Origin of the sequence: Streptomyces viridiviolaceus (assembly GCF_014650995.1) — a bacterium.
GTDB classification, from domain to species: Bacteria; Actinomycetota; Actinomycetes; order Streptomycetales; family Streptomycetaceae; genus Streptomyces; species Streptomyces viridiviolaceus.
In genome coordinates this window covers 85,229-103,219 of record NZ_BMWA01000013.1, presented here as the reverse complement: position 1 = coordinate 103,219, position 17,991 = coordinate 85,229, and the positions used below count along the sequence as shown (strand labels likewise).

Sequence of the window (17,991 nt, the reverse complement as noted above, 5' to 3'; positions counted from 1 at the left end):
GTGAGGCGCGCCGCCGCGCGCGGAAAACGCGGTGGCCGTTCGCCGACCGCTTCCCCTATCTTCGGCCGCATGGCTGACGAGTGCTTCCGGCACCCCCGGCTCGCCGCGGTCTACGACGCGCTCGACCCGGACCGCGGCGACCTCGACGCGTATCTCCGCATGACCGGGGAGTTCGGGGCACGCAGGGTACTGGACATCGGCTGTGGCACGGGGGTCTTCGCCCTGCTGCTGGCCGGCCGTGGAATCGAGGTCGTCGGCGTCGATCCCGCTGAGGCGTCGCTCGCCGTGGCCCGGGGCAAGCCGGGTGGTGAACGGGTGCGCTGGATCCGGGGTGACGCGACCTCGCTGCCGCCGCTGCGCGTCGACATGGCGACCATGACGGCGAACGCCGCCCAGGAGATCACCGACGCAGCGCAGTGGCGGGGGACCCTGCGGGGGGCCCACGCCGCACTGCGACCGGGCGGGGTTCTGGTCTTCGAGACCCGGGATCCGGCCGTGCGGGCCTGGGAGAGGTGGAACCGGGAGGACTCCTACGGCGTGACGGAGATCCCCGGCGTCGGGCCGGTCGAGACCTGGGTCCGGCTGGTCGAGGTGAGCGGGCCCCTGGTCACCTTCCGGTGGACCTACGTCTTCGCGGCCGACGGGGAGGTCCTGACCTCGGAGTCGACGCTGCGGTTCCGTGAGCGGGAGGAGGTGGAGGCGGACCTCGTCGCGTGCGGTTTCGCGGTGGAGGAGGTCCGCGGGGCACCGGACCGTCCGGGCCGGGAGTTCGTCTTCGTCGCGCGACGTCCGGTCCGGGTCGGCGGAGCCCGGCGGTTCCCCGTCCCGCCGGGCTAGGGTTCCCGGCATGACCTCGACAACCTTGCGCGGCGTCACCATCGACTACGACGACCTCGGTCCCCCGGCCGGGCTGCCGGTTCTCCTGGTGCACGGGCACCCCTTCGACCGCACTCTGTGGGCACCCCAGGCAAGGGCGCTGACCGGAGCCGGCCACCGCGTCGTCACCCCGGACCTGCGCGGATACGGCCGCAGCGGTGTCACCCCCGGCAAGGTCCTGCTCGCGGACTTCGCGGACGACCTGGCGGCACTCCTGGACCACCTGGGCATCGAGCGGGCCGTGGTCGGCGGCGTCTCCATGGGGGGCCAGATCGCCATGGAGTTCCAGCTCCGCCACCCCCGGCGGGTGCGCGCCCTCGTCCTGTCCGACACCTCCGCCGCGGCCGAGACCGACGAGGGCAAGCGGTTCCGCAACCGGCTCGCCGACAGGCTCCTGGCCGAGGGCATGGACGGTTACGCCTACGAGGTCGTCGACAAGATGCTCGCGGACTACAACGTCACCGCGATGCCCGACGTGGCCGCACGGGTTCTGGAGATGATGTGCGCCACCGATCCGCGCGGTGCCGCGGCAGCACTGCGGGGGCGGGCCGAACGCCCCGACTACCGTGAGGTGCTGGCCGCCGTCGAGGCTCCGGTGCTGATCGCCGTCGGGGCGGACGACGCCTACACGCCCGTCGCCGAGGCCGAGGCCATCCACCGCCTCGTCCCGCATGCCACCCTGGCCGTGATCGAGAAGGCCGGCCATCTGCCCGGCGCCGAGCAGCCCGAGCGCTTCAACGCCGCACTGCTGGAATTCCTCGCCGCGCAGGTGTGACGGCACGCGCGACGTGGGGCGGGCGCCGGCCGTACGGGAGGGCCCGCCCGGTACCGGTGTCAGGGGCCGGTGCCGGGCGGGCGGTTCGAGGGGTGCCGGCCGGGGTGCTTCAGGGAGCGGCGGTGAGCCGGTCGATCGCGTCGACGGTGAGGGTGTGGTCGTGCGGGGTGGTGTCCAGTGCCCTGTGCAGGGACAGGCCCTCGATCAGCGCGTCGAGCTGCTGCGCGGTCGCCGCGTCGAAGTGCCGCTCCAGCGCGGCACGGCTGCGTCGCATCCACGTGTGGGTGAGGTCCCGGTAGGCGGGTTCCCGGGCGGCGAGGGTGTACAGCTCGTGGGTGAGGACGAGCGTGCGCGCGTCGCCCTCGGACAGCTCGCGTACGAGCTGTGCCACCGCCTCGCGAGCCTCCTGCCGGTCGACGGCCGCGCTGAGCCGTTCTTCGAACAGTGCCGCGGCCTGCTCGGCGAAGGAGGCGAAGGCTTCGCGCAAGAGGGCGTCGCGGCCCGCGAAGTGATAGGTCATCGACCCCAGGGGGACGCCCGCCCGTGCGGCGACCTTCCGGTGCGAGACTCCCGCCACGCCCTCATCGGCGATCAGGTCGAGTACCGCGCGGAGGATACGGGCCCGCCGCTGCGGGTCGGCGTGTCCGGTGGCCACTACTCCTCCGCCACGGGGGTGCCGGCCGCCGCGTCCGCATGAAGGGAGCGGACCACACGGGCGGGGTTGCCGACGGCGACGACTCCGGCCGGGACGTCCTTGGTGACCACCGAGCCCGCCCCGATCACGCTGTCGTCCCCGATGGTCACGCCCGGGAGCACGATGACGCCTCCGCCGAGCCACACGTTGTCGCCGATGGTGATGGGCCGGGCGGCCTCCAGCTTGTCCCTGCGCGGCCCCGGCTCCAAGGGGTGGGTGGGCGTGAGCAGCTGCACGTTCGGGCCGATCTGGCAGTCGTCGCCGATACGCACGGCGGCGACGTCCAGTGCGGTCAGGTTGAAGTTGACGAAGGTGCGTGCGCCGATGGTGAGGTGGCTGCCGTAGTCGACGTACAGCGGCGGCCGGATCTCGGTCCCCTCACCGACCTCGCCCACCAGTTCGGTGAGGATCTTCCGGGCCTCGGCGGGGTCGTCGACGAACGCCTGCCGGTAGGCCGCGGCCAGCCGCTGCGCGCGTTGCTGGGCCTCGACGATGGCGGGGTCGTCGGCGATGTAGAGGTCTCCGGCGAGCATGCGTTCGTGGTGGCTCCGGGGATCACCGGCGAAGTGGTCAATCACGTGTACGATCGTACACCCTGGAGCGTACGATCGTACGCTCCAGCTACTCGTGTCCGGAACGTGCGGCAGTGCGCCCTGAGGAAAGTGGGAGGCGGACAGGTGGTGCACGGGCACCCAGTGGGCGCACATCGGGTCGTCATGAGCCCTGTACGCGCCCCCATGGGCGTGCGGAGAATGCGCAGTGACCGTGAACACGCGGCGGACGCGCGCGTCGAACCGCCGACTCCCGGGAAAGCAGGTCGATCGCCGTGCTGTTGCGTCTTCCCACGTCCTTGTCCGAAGCACAGGAGTGCCTCGCCGAGGGGGCGGTGCCCATCGGCGGGGCCACGCTCGTGTGGGCCCTCTGGCAACGCGACGGCTTCCCCGAGCAGGCCATGTCGCTGCGCGATCTGCCGGAGGCGACGGCGCTCGAGCCCGAGGCGCTGGGCGCGGCCGTGGTGCTGAACCGGATCGACGACCGCGTGCCCGAGGTCCTGCGCCGGGCGGCGGGCTCCGTGGGCACCGGAGCCGTACGCCGGACGGCCACGGTCGGCGGCAACCTCGTCGGCAGCACACTGCGCTGCCTGCTGCCCGCGGCTCTCGTGCTGGACGCCCACGCGACGGTGCTGGGCACGGACGGGGCCTACGAGACCGATCTGGCCGAGGTGCTGGCGAAGCGTCACCTGCTCCTCGGCATCCGCTGGCGCACTCCCATGTCCAGCGGCTACCACAAGGAGCCCGCCGACGCCGGAGGGCCGCCGCCCCTGGCCGTCGCCACCGCCGTGCACGACGACGGGCAGGGGCGCCGCCGACTCCGCATCGCCGTCCGCGACGGCTACGAGGTGCTGAGCGAGAGCGCGCCCTGTGACGGCGGCGCCGATCAGGTCATCGAAGCCCTGGAGCGCGGGGACGTCGGCGCGCTCGCCCCCGCGGCCCGTGAAGTGGTGCGCCGGCAGATCGTCGACAGGCTGGTCTGACCCGTCGGCGCGCTGCCGGCGCCGGATCACGCTCAGCCGTTGGCGAGTTCCTTGACGCGGTCCAGAGCCCCGTTGAACTTGTCGTGGTCTCCGACGGTCGGGCCGGTCGAGGTGTACTGCCACATCGTGTGGTACGTCCAGCCGGCCGGCAGGGGGCCCACCGTGGAGGCGTAGCGGGCGATCCACAGCGGGGTGGTGGAGGCGAAGCCGCTGTAGTCACCGGTGCACTGCTGCCACCAGTTGGTGGAGGTGTAGATCACGGCGTTCCGGCCGGTGCGGGCCTTGTACCTGTCCAGGAAGTCGCGGATCCAGCTGACCATCTGACTGTGCGTCTTGCCGTAGCAGGTGTTTCCGTAGGGGTTGTACTCGATGTCGAGCACGCCGGGCAGGGTCTTGCCGTCCTTCGACCACGCGCCCCCGCGGTCGACGAAGTAGTCGGCCTGGGCGGCGCCGCCCGCCGTGTCCGGGGTCGCGAAGTGGTACGCACCGCGGATCATGCCGACGTCGTACGCGCCGTTGTACTGCTGGGCGTGGTACGGATTCCGGTAGTACGTCCCCTCGGTGGCCTTCACGTAGGCCCATTTGACGCCGCTGTTCCACAGGGTGGTCCAGGCGACCTCGCCCTGGTGGCTGGAGACGTCCACGCCCTCCGTCTGGGTGACCCGGGTGCCGGCGGGGGGCGGACCGAGCACGCCTTCGTGGGCGAGAACTCCACTGCCCATGTAGGCGGAACCACGATCCGGTACGTCGTCGGCCGATGACGGTACGGCGTGCGCCGTCAGCACGAGCGACAGGGCGGCGAGCAGAACGCCCGACGTGAGCAGGCGGGAGCGGCCGGAGGCCGCGGCTGTGGGTATGTGCATGGAACCCATCCGAGCCGCCGTCGCGCCCCGTCGCATCCCACAGTCGGCCAGACGGCGTCACCCGCGTCCGAACGGGGGTGATACGCGGGACGGCTGGGTGGGCCCGCCGGTAAAGGCCGCCACGGCGGACGGCCTGACGGTCCGCCGGTCAAAGGCGGGTGTCCTCCTCAGGGGCCACGGCCCGGCGATAGACCTGCCGGGAGCCGCCGTCCGGGCCCGGGTCGGTGACCTCGGCCGGCTCGAAACCGAGGCGCTCGTAGAAGACGCGTGCGCCGCCGACGACGGCTCCCGGATGATCGGCTCCGAACGTCACCACCTCAAGGGTGCCCGGCTCCCGTACGAACCTCCGTACGGCGTCCGCCATCAGTTCCCGCCCGGCCCCGCGCCCGCGCGCCTCCTCCGAGACGACGAGCCAGTGGACGTGGTAGGCCGGCGCCCGCACGCCGAACAACAGGCCGCCGAGCAGACGGTCCGACGGCGGGGAGACGGCGACGAGCGCCATGGACCGGTGGATGTGTTCCTGCACGGCCTGGTGGAAGCCGGGTTCCTCGACCATCGGGCCGAACCAGTGCTCGACCTGCCCCGCCAGGTCGAGGAAGCCGGGGAAGTCGTTCGTCCGTGCGAGTCTGACGATCATCCCGTGAGTGTGCCAGACAGGACTGGCGGCCAACTCGGCACGGACCCGACGGAGTTGCGCCGTGCCCGTCGGGCCGGGCTGCCGTCGGCCACCCGCCTCCGCGCCGGGCTGCCCTAGGGGATCGGCACCGCCTGTCCGGTGACCCGGGTACGGGAGTCCTGCGGCGACACGGTGATCAGCAGGTCGCTGGGGCGGCCCATGTCCTCGCCCTGGCGGATCGCGATCGTGGCGGGGCCGGTGACGAGGCCCAGCGCGTGGAGGTATCCACCGAACGCCGCGGCCGCCGCTCCGGTCGCGGGGTCCTCCACGACACCGCCGACGGGGAACGGGTTCCGGGCGTGGTACCGCTCCGGCGACTCGCGCCACACCAGATCGACCGTGGTCCACCCGTGCCGCCGCATCACCTCGGCGAGTCCGTCGAAGTCGTAGTCGACGTCGGCCAGACGCGCCCGGGAGGCCGCGGCGAGCACCAGGTGATCGTTGCCGCCGAACGCCACGTGCGGGGGCAGTGCGGGGTCGAGGTCGTCGGGCGTCCACCGCAAAGCCGCGAGTGCCTGCCGAAGTTCCGTGGCTTCGGCCGGACGGGACCGCGTCGGCACGCTGGTGAGCGTGGCCCGCACCGCGCCCGTCCCGTCGGTCTCGGTGGACACCGGGATCTCGCCCGCGGGGGTGTCGAGCACGATCTCGCCGGGCCCCAGGCGCTCGGCCAGCGCCACGGCGAGCGCGACCGTGGCGTGACCGCAGAACGCCACCTCCGTGAGGGGACTGAAGTAGCGCACCCGGAAGCGCCGCGCCGCCTCGTCCCCGCCGGTGACGAAGGCCGTCTCGGAGTAGCCCACCTCGGCGGCGGTCCGGAGCATCGCCGGGTCGTCGAGCCCGGCGGCGTCCAGGACGACCCCGGCGGGGTTGCCGCCGCCCGGGTCGTGGGTGAAGGCGGAGTAGCGCAGGATCTCGGTCCCGGTCAGCGGCCCGGAGCGGTGCGCCCCGTGGTTCGTTCCCGTCACGTCACTGGTCATGGCCCCACGCTGTCATCGCGCGCCGATCGTGTCCAACGATGGATTCTGATCGTTCCCATCGAGAACACGCATGCCTCGCCTAGGCTGCCGCCGTGGACACCCGACTGCTGACGACCTTCACCACGCTCGCCCGAACCGGCAGCTTCACCGCTGCCGCAGCCGAGCTGCACCTGGCGCAATCCACCGTCACCGTGCACATCCGCACCCTCGAGCGGGACCTCGGGGTCCGGCTCTTCGACCGCCTCCCCACCGGTGCGCTGCTCACCGACACCGGCCGTCGGCTGCTGGAGAGGGCGGAGGACGTGCTCGACGCCGTGGCCCGCCTGCGGGCCGGCTGCGCCGACGTCGGGACCGTGTCGGGGCGGGTGGTGGTCGGCACCCCCGAGTCGCTGTGCGCCACCCGGCTGCCGGCCGTGATCGCGGGGCTGCGTACCAGCCGTCCCGAGGTGGACGTCCACCTGCACGCGGCCGGGCCCGCGGAGTGCGTCGAGGGTCTGCGGTCCGGACGCCTCGACCTGGCGCTGATGTGGGAGGAGGAGACGGAGCACCCCGACCTGACGACCGAACCGGTGGCTCGGGAGCCGCTCGCCCTCGTCTGCGGTCCGGGCCACCGCCTCGCCGCGCCGGCACATGCGGTGACGTGGGAGGAACTGGCGGGGGAGAGCTTCTTCCTGCTGGAGGAGGGGTGTTCCTACAGCGACGCGTTCGCACGGCGGTTGCTCGCCGTGCCCGGCGCCCGGCCGCGCCTGACCCGGTTCGGCAGCGTGGACGCCGCGCGCTCCTGCGTGGCGGCGGGGCTGGGCCTGACCCTGCTGCCCCGCACCACCGTGGAAGAACAACTGCGCCGCGGCCGACTTGCCGAGGTCGGGGGACCGCGCTTCCCGGACGTACCGGTACTGCTGGCCCGGTATCGCCGGCGGTGGGCATCGCCCGCCGTGCGGGAGTTCGCGCGGGAGCTCGTGCGTCACTGGAACGACTGAGCCGGGCGGCACCCCGCAGGCTCCTGATCCCCCGCCGCTCCCGAGGGCCCCGCTCCGGCCGGACTGAGCCGCATGGCGCACTGGTCCTCGGCCTCGACGTGGACCTCGACGCCCCGGCAGGCGGTGAGGCGAGGCGGTGTGCGACGGCGACCGGTCGGCGGCGCGAGTCGCACCGGTGCCGGACGGCCCGCTTCCGCGGCCCGTGGGAAACACGCGGATGTGTAGGACCGGCGAACCCGGGCACTCGGACGGGGCGTGATGGTACGGGGTTATGGCGGCGCGGCAAGGGACGGCCGCGTCGCCACCCGTGCGCCCGGCGACGAGGACTCAGGGCCGGTACGGCTGCTGCGGCTGCCCGTACGGGTTGTTCTGCTGCGTGCCGGCGTCCTGCGCCTGGAGCTGTTCCGCCTGCTCCTTGGTCAGCTTCTGTTCCGCGCCGCAGAAGGTGCACTGCGTCGAGTACTTGGTCGAGAACGGGAACAGCGGGACGAAGAACAGGGTGAACTTCGTGACGCGCTTCCGGAGCGTGTGGGCGGAGGGATTGCCGCAGTGGCCGCACACCAGCGTGAGTATGGCGAGCTGGTACAGGTAGCCCTTGGTGCCGAAGATGATCACGTGCCGGTCCTTCCCCGTGGCAGTGCCTGCCGTGACCGGGGGATCCGGTCACGGTGCCATCTTCGCGCACGTCGATCCGCCCGGTGAAACGCACTGCGGTGCCGTCGCGTGCCTGAGGGGCCCGGCGGGCGAGGGCTCAGCCCTCGCCGTCCACCGAGGCGCGCAGTCGCGCGCTGGCCATGCGCATGTGTTCCGCCATCGCCCGGTCCGCGGCCTCCGGGTCGCGGGCGCGGATGGCCCGGAGCACCGCGTCGTGCTCGCACAGGGTGCCGCTGACCGTGTCCTCGATGTCGCTGACGCGTTCCATCCACACCTGCAGCAGCGCACGGATGCTGTGCAGGATGTCGCTGAGGACGCTGTTGCGGGCGATGCCGGCCGTCTCCAGGTGGAAGGCGATGTCAACCTGCCGGCCCGCGTGACGCCGGAGGCACGGCACGTGCCTCCGGCGTCGCCGCTTCTACGCTCGCGTGTCGAACTCCGGGGAGACCCGCAGCAGTTCGGACACGTCCGAGCCCACCGCGATCTCCCGCGGAGCCGACCCGCGGCGGAACAGCCGGGCGTCCCGTTCGCCCCCGACGACGGCGCGGTCGCCCTCGACCCGCAGCCAGGAGCCCTCGCGCAGGCCGAGCACGGGCACGTCGTTCTCCTCCAGGAACTCCGTCAGCCGCTCCTCGCGGGTCTCGCCCTTGTGCGTGGAGTCCGGGTCCGGGTCGAGGTAGTGCGGGTTGATCTGGAACGGGACCAGCCCGAGCGCCTCGAAGGACGGGGGCTCGACGATCGGCATGTCGTTGGTCGTCCGCAGCGAGGGTGCCGCCATGTTGGTGCCCGCGCTGGCGCCCATGTAGGGCAGACCGTCCCCGACCGCCTTGATCAGCGCCTCCCGCAGTCCCGTCCGGTACAGCGCGCCGAGCAGCCGGAAGGAGTTGCCGCCGCCGACGAACACGGCGTCCGCCTCGCCGAGCCGCGCGAGCGGGTCGCCGCCCTCGTGCACACCCCGGACGTCGATGCCGGCCCCGGCGAGCGCGTCGCGCACCTTGGCGGTGTAGGCGTCGTGGTCGGCGAGCGCGTACGGCACGAAGGCGAGCCGCGCCCGGGCGGGCAGGAAGCCGGTGACGGTGTCGAGGGCGTGTTCCAGGTAGCCGCGGCCGTACTGGGTGGAGTTGGACAGGAGCAGCAGTTTCACGGGGTGGTCCTCATCAGCGGGGTGGATCGGTGCGTCAGGTCGTGCGGGGGGAGCGCGGACGACGGTGGTGCTGGGGCGGATGCGTCAGACGCTGCTCCAGCAGCCGGGCGGCGCGGCGCAGCGCGTCGAGCCGGTCCTCGGGCCCGTCGGGGAAGCGCTCCTTGGCGGCGCCGAGGCTGAGGCTGCCGTACGGCTCCGAGCCGAGGAACACCGGCACGGCGACCGTGCCGATGCCGGCGTCGTACTCGCCGACCGTCCAGGCCCAGCCCTGCGCGCGCACCTGCCGGAACTCGCGCTCCAGCTGCTCGGGGTCGGTGACCGTGCGCTCGGTGAAGCGCGCCATGGGACGGCCGTGGAAGAGCCGGTGGCGCTGGTCGTCCGGCAGGAAGGCGTAGTACGACTTGCTGGTCGCGCCGGCGTGGGCCGGGTACAGCTCGCCGACCAGCGGGTAGTAGCGCAGCGGCCCCTCCTCGCCCTCGACGGCCGCCACACAGCGCATGTGGAAGCTGTCGGGCAGGCAGAACAGCACGGTGTCGCCGGTCGCCGCACGCAGCTCCTGCAGCACCGGTTCCGCGAGCAGTTCCAGGGAGCCCGAGCGTTCCCACAGGCGGCCCAGGCGCAGTGCGGCCGGGCCGATGCGGTAGCGGCGGGTGGCGGGGTCGGAGACCAGGAAGCCGCGTCCCGCGAGGGTGGAGAGGAGGCGCTGGGCGACCGAGGTGTCCCAGCCGAACTCGCCGGCGATCTCCGTCACGCCCCAGTCGGGCCGGGTGCGCTCGAACGCCAGCAGCACCAGCAGAGCGCGGTCGACGGTCTGCAACGCACCGGCCGGGGTCTTCCGGTCGGCGGGCTGCACGGGCTGTCCGGTCACGGCAGCTCCTCTCACTCGTTCGCCACTGTCCCGCGCATCTCGCCATTCAGACCTGGATTGCAAATAACGGGAAACAGTTGCGGAGAACGTTAACGGATCCTGAACTTGCTGTCAGCACCGCCCCAGGTGCGGATCAGGAGAACTGCCCCATGTTGAAGTACGTCCTGGACATCGTGGATCTGCTGGACGATCCCGACGTCGACGGCAAGCGCGTCGCGGCCCACCTCGACTCCGTCGCGGGGCCCGAGGGGTCCGGCGCCGAGGTCACCACCGTCACCGGTGAGCGCGGCTCGACGGACTTCGTGCTCGTCCGGGTCCCGGGCCGCAACGGCCGTACCCGCGGCGGCTCGGCCCGCACCCTCGGCGTGGTGGGGCGGCTGGGCGGCGTCGGAGCGCGCCCGGAGATGACCGGCCTGGTCTCCGACGCCGACGGCGCGGTCGCCGCGCTGGCCACCGCCGCCAAGCTGCTCGACATGCGCCGCCGCGGGGACGTGATCGACGGCGACGTGATCGTCGCGACGCACGTCTGCCCGAACGCCCCGACCGCACCGCACGACCCGGTGCCGTTCATGGACTCGCCGGTCGACATCGCGACCATGAACCGGCACGAGGTCACCGGTGAGATGGAGGCGGTGCTCTCCATCGACACCACCAAGGGCAACCGGATCATCAACCACAAGGGCCTCGCCCTGTCGCCCACCGTGAAGGAGGGCTGGGTGCTCAAGGTGAGCGACCAGCTCGGGGAGCTGCTGGCCGTGGTGACCGGTGAGCCGTTGGTCACGTACCCGGTGACCACCCAGGACATCACCCCGTACGGTAACGGTGTACATCACATCAATTCGATCCTGCAGCCGGCCACGGCGACGGCCGCTCCGGTCGTCGGCCTGGCGATCACCTCCGCGGCGGCGGTGCCCGGCTGCCAGACGGGCGCGAGCCACGAGACCGACATCGCGGCCGCGGCCCGGTTCGCCGTCGAGACCGCGAAGGCCTACGGCGGCGGACGCCTCGACTTCCACGACGACCAGGAGTTCGACTCGCTCGTGACCCGCTACGGCTCGCTGGCACACCTGCAGACCTTCGGCCGCACCACCAGGGAGTCGTGATCATGGCCGCGCACAAGAAAACCGACGCCGCAACGGAGGCGGGCGGCGCCGGAGCGGTGGGCAGCGACGACTACGCGCTGTCCCGCGTCCCGCGCGAGAAGCGGCTCGGCTTCTGGACGATGCTGCTGCAGTGGCTGGCCCAGTCGGGCTCGATCTCGCAGTTCACCCTCGGGGCCACGATCGGCGTCGGCATGTCCTTCGGGGACGCGTTCCTGGCCTTCACCCTCGGCGCGGTGATCCTGGAGGTCGTGATCTTCGCGATCGGCCTGGCCGGCATGCGCGAGGGCCTCGCGACGCCGCTGCTGACCCGCTGGGTCGGGTTCGGCCGCAACGGCTCCGCCCTGGTCAGCCTGGTCATCTCCATCAGCCTCGTCGGCTGGTTCGGCGTCCAGAACACGATCTTCGGCGACAGCGTCTCCTCGCTCGTCGGCGGTCCGTCCTGGCTGTGGTGCGCGGTCGCCGGTGTGGCCATCACCGTGCTGGTCATCTTCGGCTTCCGGTACATGGCCGTGTTCGCGAAGATCGTCACCCCGCTGTTCTTCGCGATGGTCGCCTGGTCGGTCACCGACGCGCTGAGCGAGCACTCGCTGTCCGAGCTGATCCACTCCCCGGCGCCCGGCCAGGCCATCCCGCTCTCCGTGGCCGCCACCGCCATCGCGGGCGGCTACATGACCGGCGCGATCGTCTCCCCGGAGATGACCCGCTACAACCGCAAGGGCAGCCACGTCTTCCTGCAGAGCGCCTCGTCGATGATCCTCTCCGAGTACATCGTCGGCCTGACCGGCGTGCTGCTCGGCCACATGGTCGGCAGCGGCCAGGTCTCCCAGATCGTGCTGTCCACCTCCGGTGTCTTCGGTGTGCTCGTCGTCCTGATGTCCACCGCGAAGATCAACGACTGGAACCTGTACGGCTCCTCGCTCGGCGTCGTCAACTTCTTCCAGGTCGTCTTCGGCAAGCGACTGCACCGCGGCGCGGTCACGATCGCTCTCGGCGTCGCCGGCACCGTCCTGTCCGCCGTCGGCATCATGACCCACTTCACCGACTTCCTGTCCGTGCTGGGCGTCGCCATCCCGCCGGTGGGCGGCATCATCGTCGCCGAGTACTGGGTGGTGCGCCGCATGCGCGCGCCCCTGGACGCCACCCGCGAGGCCGGGACCCTGCCCGCCGTCTCGCCGACCTGGGTGCCGATGTCCCTGGTCATCTGGGCGGTCGCGTTCTGCGTCGGCAAGTTCTACGACGGCGGCATCCCCGCCCTGAACTCCCTGCTGACCGCGTTCGTCCTCTACAGCGTCCTCGGCCTCGCCGGCTGGATCAGGACGTACGGCACCACGACCCTCGACGACGCCGACGACACCGCCCCGTCCCAGGCCGCCCCCGGCACGGCGCCCGTAGGAGCATGATGAGCACCACCTCCCCCGGCACCTTCGTCCCCGCCTCCCAGGAGGCGCAGCGCGAGGTCGTCGACCTGTGCGCGGAGCTGATCCGCTTCGACACCTCCAACCCCACCAGCGACGAGCGCCCGTGCGCCGACTGGGTCGTGGCCCGCCTCGCCGAGGTGGGCATCGCCTCCGAGCTGGTGGAGAGCGCCCCGGGCCGCGCCAGCGTCATCGCCCGCATCCCCGGCACCGACCCGGCGCGCGGCGCCCTGCTCGTGCACGGCCACCTCGACGTCGTTCCCGCGGACCCCGCCGACTGGCAGGTGCCGCCGTTCTCCGGCGAGATCCGCGACGGCTACCTGTGGGGGCGGGGCGCCATCGACATGAAGGACACGGTGGCCGTCATGCTGGCCACCGCCCGGCACTTCGCCCGCACCGGCACCCGGCCCGCCCGCGAGATCGTCCTCGCCTTCCTCGCCGACGAGGAGGCGGGCGGCAGGTTCGGCGCCCACTGGCTGGTCGAGCACCGGCCCGAGCTGTTCGCCGGGGTCACCGAGGCGATCGGCGAGGGCGGCGGCTTCAGCTACGCCCTGGACGACACTCAGCGCCTGTACCCGATCGAGAACGCCCAGCGCGGTATGGCCTGGATGGAGCTGACGGCCACCGGCCGGGCCGGGCACGGCTCCTCCCCGAACGACGAGAACGCCGTCACCGACCTCGCCGAGTCCCTCACCCGCATCGGCCGCCACACCTTCCCGGTGCGCCTGATCGAACCCGTGCGCGCCCTGCTCGCCGAGGCCGCCCGCCTCAAGGGCGTCGACGTCGACTTCGACGCCGAGGACCTGGACACCGAGCTGGCCAAGCTGGGCCCGGTGACCGACTTCATGCAGGTCGTGCTGCGCAACTCGGCCAACCCCACCATGTTCTCGGCCGGCTACCAGACCAACGTCATCCCGGGGAAGGCGACGGCCCGTGTCGACGGCCGCTTCCTGCCCGGCCACGAACAGGAGCTGATCGACACGATCGACGCGCTGCTCCTGCCCTCGGTGTCCCGGAAGTGGGTCAACCACGACATCGCGATGGAGACGACCTTCGACGGTCCGCTCGTCGACGCCATGTGCGCCGCCGTACGCGCCGAGGACCCCGACGGCCACCCGGTGCCGTACTGCAACCCGGGCGGCACCGACGCCAAGGCGTTCACCAAGCTGGACATCCGCTGCTTCGGGTTCAAGGGCCTGAAGCTGCCCCACGACCTCGACTACGGCCGCCTCTTCCACGGCGTCGACGAGCGGGTCCCGCTGGAGGGGCTGCGCTTCGGCGTGCGGGTGATGACCCGGCTGTGGCAGGACTGCTGAAACGGCCCGGGAATGCGCCGACGGAGGTCGGTGTTGAGGGGAGCGACTGACATGCGCGGGTCAGAACCGCAACCGCGCGGCGGTCGAGAGGAGCACCCATGGCACGCAGCACCGCACGCCCGGTCGTCCGGCTGAAGTCGACCGCCGGGACCGGCGTCACCTACGTGACGCGCAAGAACCGGCTCAACGACCCCGACCGGCTCGTCCTGCGCAAGTACGACCCGGTGGCCGGGCAGCACGTCCCCTTCCGCGAGGAACGCTGAACGGCAGGCCGGAGCGAGGAGATCTCATGAAGGTTCGCAATTCCCTGCGCTCACTGAAGGCCAGGCCCGGCGCACAGGTGGTGCGCCGCCGGGGCGTGACCTACGTGATCAACAAGAAGGACCCGCGTTACAAGGCCCGCCAGGGCTGAGCAGCACCACGGTCCCTCGGGCCCGGCCCCGCGAGCAGCGGGGCCGGGCCCTGTGCGTACGTGCCCCGGGGCACGGTGGTGTCAGGCCGGCGGCCTGCCCGGTGTCACGTCACGGAACGATCTTCAGCAGACGGTTCGGCGAGCCTGTGCCGGGGCTGGTGACCTTGCCCGTCGTCGCGCCGTTCACCAGGGCGGTGGCGACCTGCGCCGGGGTGGCCGAGGTTTGGTTCGCCAGGTAGACCGCGGCCGCGCCCGCGACGTGCGGGGTCGCCATCGACGTACCGGAGATGGTGTTGGTGGCGGTGTCACCGGTGTGCCAGCCGGCCGTGATGGAGGAGCCGGGCGCGAAGATGTCGAGCACCGAGCCGTAGTTGGAGTAACCGGCCTTCGCGTCCGTGCTGGTGGTGGCGCCGACCGTGATGGCCTCGGTGACCCGGGCGGGCGAGTACGAGGAGGCGTTGGCACCGCTGTTGCCCGCCGCGACGGCGTAGGTGACCCCGCTGGCTATGGAGGTGCGCACGGCGTTGTCCAGGGTGGTGGACGCTCCGCCGCCGAGCGACAGGTTGGCGACCGAGGGGCCCGAGTGGTTGGCGGTGACCCAGTCGATGCCCGCGATGACGCCGGCGGTGGTGCCCGAGCCGTTGTTGTCCAGCACCCGGACCGCCACGACCTTCGCCTTCTTGGCGGCGCCGTAGGTCGTGCCCGCGATCGTGGTGGCCACGTGGGTGCCGTGGCCGTTGCCGTCGGAGGCGGTGGTGTCACCGTCGACGGCGTCGTAGCCGTAGGAGGCACGACCGCTGATCTGCTGGTGGGTGATGCGCACGCCGGTGTCGATGACGTACGCCGTCACGCCGCTGCCGGCACTGTCCGGGTAGGTGTAGGTGCCGGAGAGCGGCAGCGACGTCTGGTCGATGCGGTCCAGGCCCCAAGGCGCGTTGGACTGCGTCGTGTCGGCGAGCCGGACGCGCTGGTCCTGTTCGACCGAGGCCACGGCCGGGTCGGCGGCGAGCCGCCTGGCCTCGGTGGCGGAGAGGGTGACGGCGTAACCGTTCAGGGCGCTCCGGAACGTCTTCTTCACCGTGCCGCCGTACTCCTCGACGACGTCCTTGCCGGCGGCCGAGGACGCCTTGAGGCCGGTGCTCTTCTTCAGCGTGACGATGTAGCTGTCCTTGACCGCCGTCGGCGAACCGGCGGCGAGGACGGCGCCCTCCGCGGGAGCGGCCTGGGCGGGAACGGTGGTGAGGCCGCCGGCGAGGGCGGCGGTTGCCACGCCGGCCAGCGCGGCGAACCGGATTCTCTTGCTCCGCAGTCGTGCCATGACGAGGGAGTCCTCCTCTGGGCGACGCGCGCCCGGGTGGGGCGCGCGTCTGTGGGGGGTGTGCGCGTGATCCCCCCCACGACCGGGAGCGTTGCGTTCCGCTCCTGGCCGTGATCAAGACTCGGCCGTCGGTGACTGCGGGACAAGGGAGTTGAGGACTTGTCAACAAACCTGTCATGAGCACGAAATCATGAGCCGGTTGGTCGAGGAGCGCATGCGGCGCGGCGTCCCCCGTGGGCGGCTCAGCCGGCCGCAGCCCGCTCCAGCAGGCCCTGCAGATACAGCCCACGCCCGGCGTCGAGCGGGCTCGGAGTGCCGGTGCGGACGGCGGTGGCGAATTCGCGGCGCAGGACGGGCCAGCACTCCTCGTGGTCGATGCCGGCCGTGTCGAAGACCAGGGGAAGCTCGGGGCCGAACAACTCGACGCGGGTGAGAGTGTGCGGCACGGCGACCGAGCCGGACAGGGACGCCTGGCTCACCGCTCCGTTGTCGTGCTCGCAGGTCAGCTCGAACCAGCGGCGCGCGTCGCCCGTGCCGCGGATGCCGGTGATGGGGCCGATCGCCGCGTCCAGCAGGTCGAGCAGATGGGGACCGAGGTCGAGCAGGGCGCCGTGCTCGAGGCGCCAGCCGGTGGCGAACTCGCCCTGGAGGAAGGCGCCGTGGAGGTAGCAGGCGCGGGCTCCGCGGACGTCGAGCGTGCGCGCCTCCTCCAGGAAGGCTCGGGTGGTGGGGTGGTAGCGCTTGGTGAGGACGAGCTGGGAGACGACTCCCGCCTCGGCGATCGCGTCGGCCACCCGGCGGGCCGCGGGCAGGTCGGGACCGAGGGGCTTCTCCAGCAGCACGGCCTTGCCCCTCTTCGCCGCCAGCGGCGCCAACTCGGCCTGGACGGCAGGGGGAACGGCGAAGGCCACGGCCTCGCAGCGGTCCAGCAGTTCCTCGAAGCCGGCGGCGACGTGGGCGGCGTGGGGAGCGGCTGTCTGCCGCGCCGCCTCCGGGCGGCGGGCCCAGACCGCGGCGAGCCGGGTCTCGGGCCCGGCGGCCAGGATGCGGGCGTGCATGGCCCGGGCCCAGGGGCCGGCGCCCACGAGTCCGACCTCGACGGGCCGGTGGGGCCACGGGGCGGGGGGAGCAGTGGTCACGGTGTTCCTGTCTGTGGGGCGAGCGGCACGGCGGTCACCGTGCGAGGCGGTCGAGCCGGGCGTCGGCGCGGGCGGGGGAGTAGAGGGACTCCACGACCACGGCCGCGGCTCCGATGAGCCCGGAGTGGTCGCCCAGCCGCGAGGTGACGACCTGGAGGTTGGCGGTGGCACGCGGCATGGCGCGCTGGTAGAGCAGTTCCCGCACGCCGGTCAGGAAGGGGACTCCCGAGAGTTCGCCGGCGATCATCAGGACGCCGGGGTTGAGCAGGGTGACGACGGTCACCAGCACCTCGCCCACGCGGCGTCCGGCCTCCCGGGCCAGACGGATGGCGTCCGGCTGCCCCTCGTTGAGCAGCCGTTTGACGTCCCGTCCGGAGGCCGTGTCGTGGCCGAGGGCGGCCAGCTCCTTGGCGATCGCCCGTCCGCTGGCGACGGCGGCCAGGCAGCCCTGGGAGCCGCACATGCACAGCGCGTCGGTCCGGTCGTGCAGGCGGATGTGCCCGATGTCGCCGGCCCCGCCGTCGACGCCGCGGAAGAGGTTGCCGTCGATGACGACGCCCGCGCCGATGCCGGTGGAGACCTTCAGCAGGAGGAAGGCGGAGCAGTCACGGTGGTTGGCCTGGTGCTCGGCCAGCGCCATGAGGTTGGCGTCGTTGTCCACCAGGACCGGAACGGCCTCGTCCTCGAGGCCGGTGTCCATCTGGTGCGCGTACGCCTTCTGCAGGCGTTCGCGGATCGGGTGGCGGTCCCAGCCGGGCATGATGGGCGGCTCGATCACCCGGCCCGACTCCCAGTCGACGGGACCGGGCACCGACAGCCCGATGCCGCAGACATGGGCCGGCGGTACACCGGCGGCCGCGATCAGGTCCGGGAACCAGCCTGCAAGGTGGTCCAGCACGTGCTCGGGGCCTTCGCTGATGTCCATGGGACCGGTGTGCTCGGCCAGGATGGTTCCCGCGAGGTCGACGACCGCGGCACGGGCGTGCCGGGTCTCGAGGTCGAGGGCGATGACCGAGGCGTGCGTGGGGTCGAAGACGATCCGGTCGGAGGGCCGGCCGCCGGTGGAGGTGCCGGTGGTGTGGCGCAGCCATCCCGCCCGGTTGAGCAGGTCGAGGCGTTGCCCGACGGTGGAGCGGGACAGCCCGGTGACACGCTGGAGGTCGGCCCGGGTGTTGGCGCGGCCGCTGCGGATCAGCTGCAGCAGTTCTCCCGCGCTTACCTGGCTTGACGTCATCATGGAGGCCCCC

The 17,991-nt window shown here is 72.3% G+C and carries 20 protein-coding genes and 1 pseudogene; 9 read left to right on the top strand and 12 right to left on the bottom strand.

Going from position 1 to position 17,991, the window contains the following annotated elements:
- Positions 1-69: 69 nt before the first annotated feature.
- On the top strand, positions 70-837 hold the full coding sequence (locus tag IE260_RS20340; RefSeq protein WP_189873860.1) for a class I SAM-dependent methyltransferase: 768 nt from the start codon (positions 70-72) through the stop codon (positions 835-837).
- A gap of 10 nt (positions 838-847) precedes the next feature.
- Positions 848-1,651: an alpha/beta fold hydrolase gene (locus IE260_RS20335; RefSeq protein ID WP_189873858.1), complete on the top strand. Its 804-nt coding sequence runs from the start codon at positions 848-850 to the stop codon at positions 1,649-1,651.
- 109 nt (positions 1,652-1,760) lie between these two features.
- Here IE260_RS20335 and IE260_RS20330 read toward each other — a convergent pair whose 3' ends face one another.
- Positions 1,761-2,306 carry a TetR/AcrR family transcriptional regulator gene (locus tag IE260_RS20330; protein WP_189873856.1) on the bottom strand — a complete coding sequence of 182 codons (546 nt, stop codon included), beginning with the start codon at positions 2,304-2,306 and terminating at the stop codon, positions 1,761-1,763.
- Positions 2,306-2,923, bottom strand: coding sequence for a sugar O-acetyltransferase (locus IE260_RS20325; RefSeq protein ID WP_229880944.1), 618 nt, complete (start codon positions 2,921-2,923; stop codon positions 2,306-2,308). Before IE260_RS20325 ends, IE260_RS20330 begins: the two co-directional genes overlap by 1 nt.
- Positions 2,924-3,171: 248 nt before the next feature.
- Here IE260_RS20325 and IE260_RS20320 point away from each other — a divergent pair, with 248 nt between their 5' ends.
- The gene (locus IE260_RS20320; protein ID WP_189873852.1) at positions 3,172-3,879 is read left to right on the top strand and encodes an FAD binding domain-containing protein; all 708 of its coding nucleotides are present in this window, start codon (positions 3,172-3,174) and stop codon (positions 3,877-3,879) included.
- A 32-nt stretch (positions 3,880-3,911) separates the two neighbouring features.
- Here the strand turns inward: IE260_RS20320 and IE260_RS20315 are convergent, their stop codons facing one another.
- From IE260_RS20315 to IE260_RS20305, 3 genes are all read right to left on the bottom strand, one after another.
- Positions 3,912-4,742: a lysozyme gene (locus IE260_RS20315; protein ID WP_189873850.1), complete on the bottom strand. Its 831-nt coding sequence runs from the start codon at positions 4,740-4,742 to the stop codon at positions 3,912-3,914.
- A gap of 148 nt (positions 4,743-4,890) precedes the next feature.
- On the bottom strand, positions 4,891-5,379 hold the full coding sequence (locus tag IE260_RS20310) for a GNAT family N-acetyltransferase (RefSeq protein ID WP_189873848.1): 489 nt from the start codon (positions 5,377-5,379) through the stop codon (positions 4,891-4,893).
- A 113-nt stretch (positions 5,380-5,492) separates the two neighbouring features.
- Positions 5,493-6,395 carry a PhzF family phenazine biosynthesis isomerase gene (locus IE260_RS20305; protein WP_189873846.1) on the bottom strand — a complete coding sequence of 301 codons (903 nt, stop codon included), beginning with the start codon at positions 6,393-6,395 and terminating at the stop codon, positions 5,493-5,495.
- A gap of 92 nt (positions 6,396-6,487) precedes the next feature.
- On the opposite strand from IE260_RS20305, the gene IE260_RS20300 reads away from it, so the two are divergent.
- The gene (locus tag IE260_RS20300; protein WP_189873844.1) at positions 6,488-7,375 is read left to right on the top strand and encodes a LysR family transcriptional regulator; all 888 of its coding nucleotides are present in this window, start codon (positions 6,488-6,490) and stop codon (positions 7,373-7,375) included.
- A 327-nt stretch (positions 7,376-7,702) separates the two neighbouring features.
- Here the strand turns inward: IE260_RS20300 and IE260_RS20295 are convergent, their stop codons facing one another.
- The 4 genes and pseudogenes from IE260_RS20295 to IE260_RS20280 all read right to left on the bottom strand — a co-directional run bounded on the left by IE260_RS20295 (position 7,703) and on the right by IE260_RS20280 (position 10,041).
- Positions 7,703-7,990 (bottom strand): zinc-ribbon domain-containing protein, encoded by a 288-nt coding sequence (locus IE260_RS20295; RefSeq protein ID WP_189873842.1) that lies wholly within the window; start codon positions 7,988-7,990, stop codon positions 7,703-7,705.
- A 136-nt stretch (positions 7,991-8,126) separates the two neighbouring features.
- Positions 8,127-8,390 (bottom strand): annotated as a pseudogene (locus IE260_RS20290) (FadR/GntR family transcriptional regulator); the annotation flags it as partial.
- Between the two features lie 57 nt (positions 8,391-8,447).
- Complete coding sequence (pepE, locus tag IE260_RS20285) at positions 8,448-9,173, bottom strand: dipeptidase PepE (protein WP_189873840.1); 726 nt, start codon at positions 9,171-9,173, stop codon at positions 8,448-8,450.
- Positions 9,174-9,207: 34 nt separating this feature from the next.
- Complete coding sequence (locus IE260_RS20280; protein WP_189873838.1) at positions 9,208-10,041, bottom strand: IclR family transcriptional regulator; 834 nt, start codon at positions 10,039-10,041, stop codon at positions 9,208-9,210.
- 149 nt (positions 10,042-10,190) lie between these two features.
- Between IE260_RS20280 and IE260_RS20275 the strand changes: the two genes are divergently transcribed.
- The 5 genes from IE260_RS20275 (at position 10,191) to ykgO (ending at position 14,287) form a co-directional block, all read left to right on the top strand.
- The gene (locus tag IE260_RS20275) at positions 10,191-11,144 is read left to right on the top strand and encodes a DUF1177 domain-containing protein (RefSeq protein ID WP_189873836.1); all 954 of its coding nucleotides are present in this window, start codon (positions 10,191-10,193) and stop codon (positions 11,142-11,144) included.
- Positions 11,145-11,146: 2 nt separating this feature from the next.
- Positions 11,147-12,544 (top strand): cytosine permease, encoded by a 1,398-nt coding sequence (locus tag IE260_RS20270; RefSeq protein ID WP_189873834.1) that lies wholly within the window; start codon positions 11,147-11,149, stop codon positions 12,542-12,544.
- A complete protein-coding gene (locus IE260_RS20265) occupies positions 12,544-13,875 on the top strand; it encodes a M20/M25/M40 family metallo-hydrolase (protein WP_189873832.1) in 1,332 nt (443 codons plus the stop codon). The genes IE260_RS20270 and IE260_RS20265 overlap by 1 nt, the downstream gene beginning before the upstream one ends.
- A 98-nt stretch (positions 13,876-13,973) precedes the next feature.
- Positions 13,974-14,138 (top strand): 50S ribosomal protein L33, encoded by a 165-nt coding sequence (gene rpmG / locus IE260_RS20260; protein ID WP_188182870.1) that lies wholly within the window; start codon positions 13,974-13,976, stop codon positions 14,136-14,138.
- A 26-nt stretch (positions 14,139-14,164) separates the two neighbouring features.
- Complete coding sequence (ykgO, locus tag IE260_RS20255) at positions 14,165-14,287, top strand: type B 50S ribosomal protein L36 (protein WP_189873830.1); 123 nt, start codon at positions 14,165-14,167, stop codon at positions 14,285-14,287.
- Positions 14,288-14,396: 109 nt separating this feature from the next.
- Here ykgO and IE260_RS20250 read toward each other — a convergent pair whose 3' ends face one another.
- From IE260_RS20250 to IE260_RS20240, 3 genes are all read right to left on the bottom strand, one after another.
- Positions 14,397-15,605: a S8 family peptidase gene (locus tag IE260_RS20250; protein WP_189873828.1), complete on the bottom strand. Its 1,209-nt coding sequence runs from the start codon at positions 15,603-15,605 to the stop codon at positions 14,397-14,399.
- A gap of 242 nt (positions 15,606-15,847) precedes the next feature.
- Positions 15,848-16,744, bottom strand: coding sequence for a Gfo/Idh/MocA family protein (locus IE260_RS20245; protein WP_189873826.1), 897 nt, complete (start codon positions 16,742-16,744; stop codon positions 15,848-15,850).
- Between the two features lie 34 nt (positions 16,745-16,778).
- The gene (locus IE260_RS20240; protein WP_189874150.1) at positions 16,779-17,978 is read right to left on the bottom strand and encodes an ROK family transcriptional regulator; all 1,200 of its coding nucleotides are present in this window, start codon (positions 17,976-17,978) and stop codon (positions 16,779-16,781) included.
- Between the last annotated feature and the right edge of the window lie 13 nt (positions 17,979-17,991).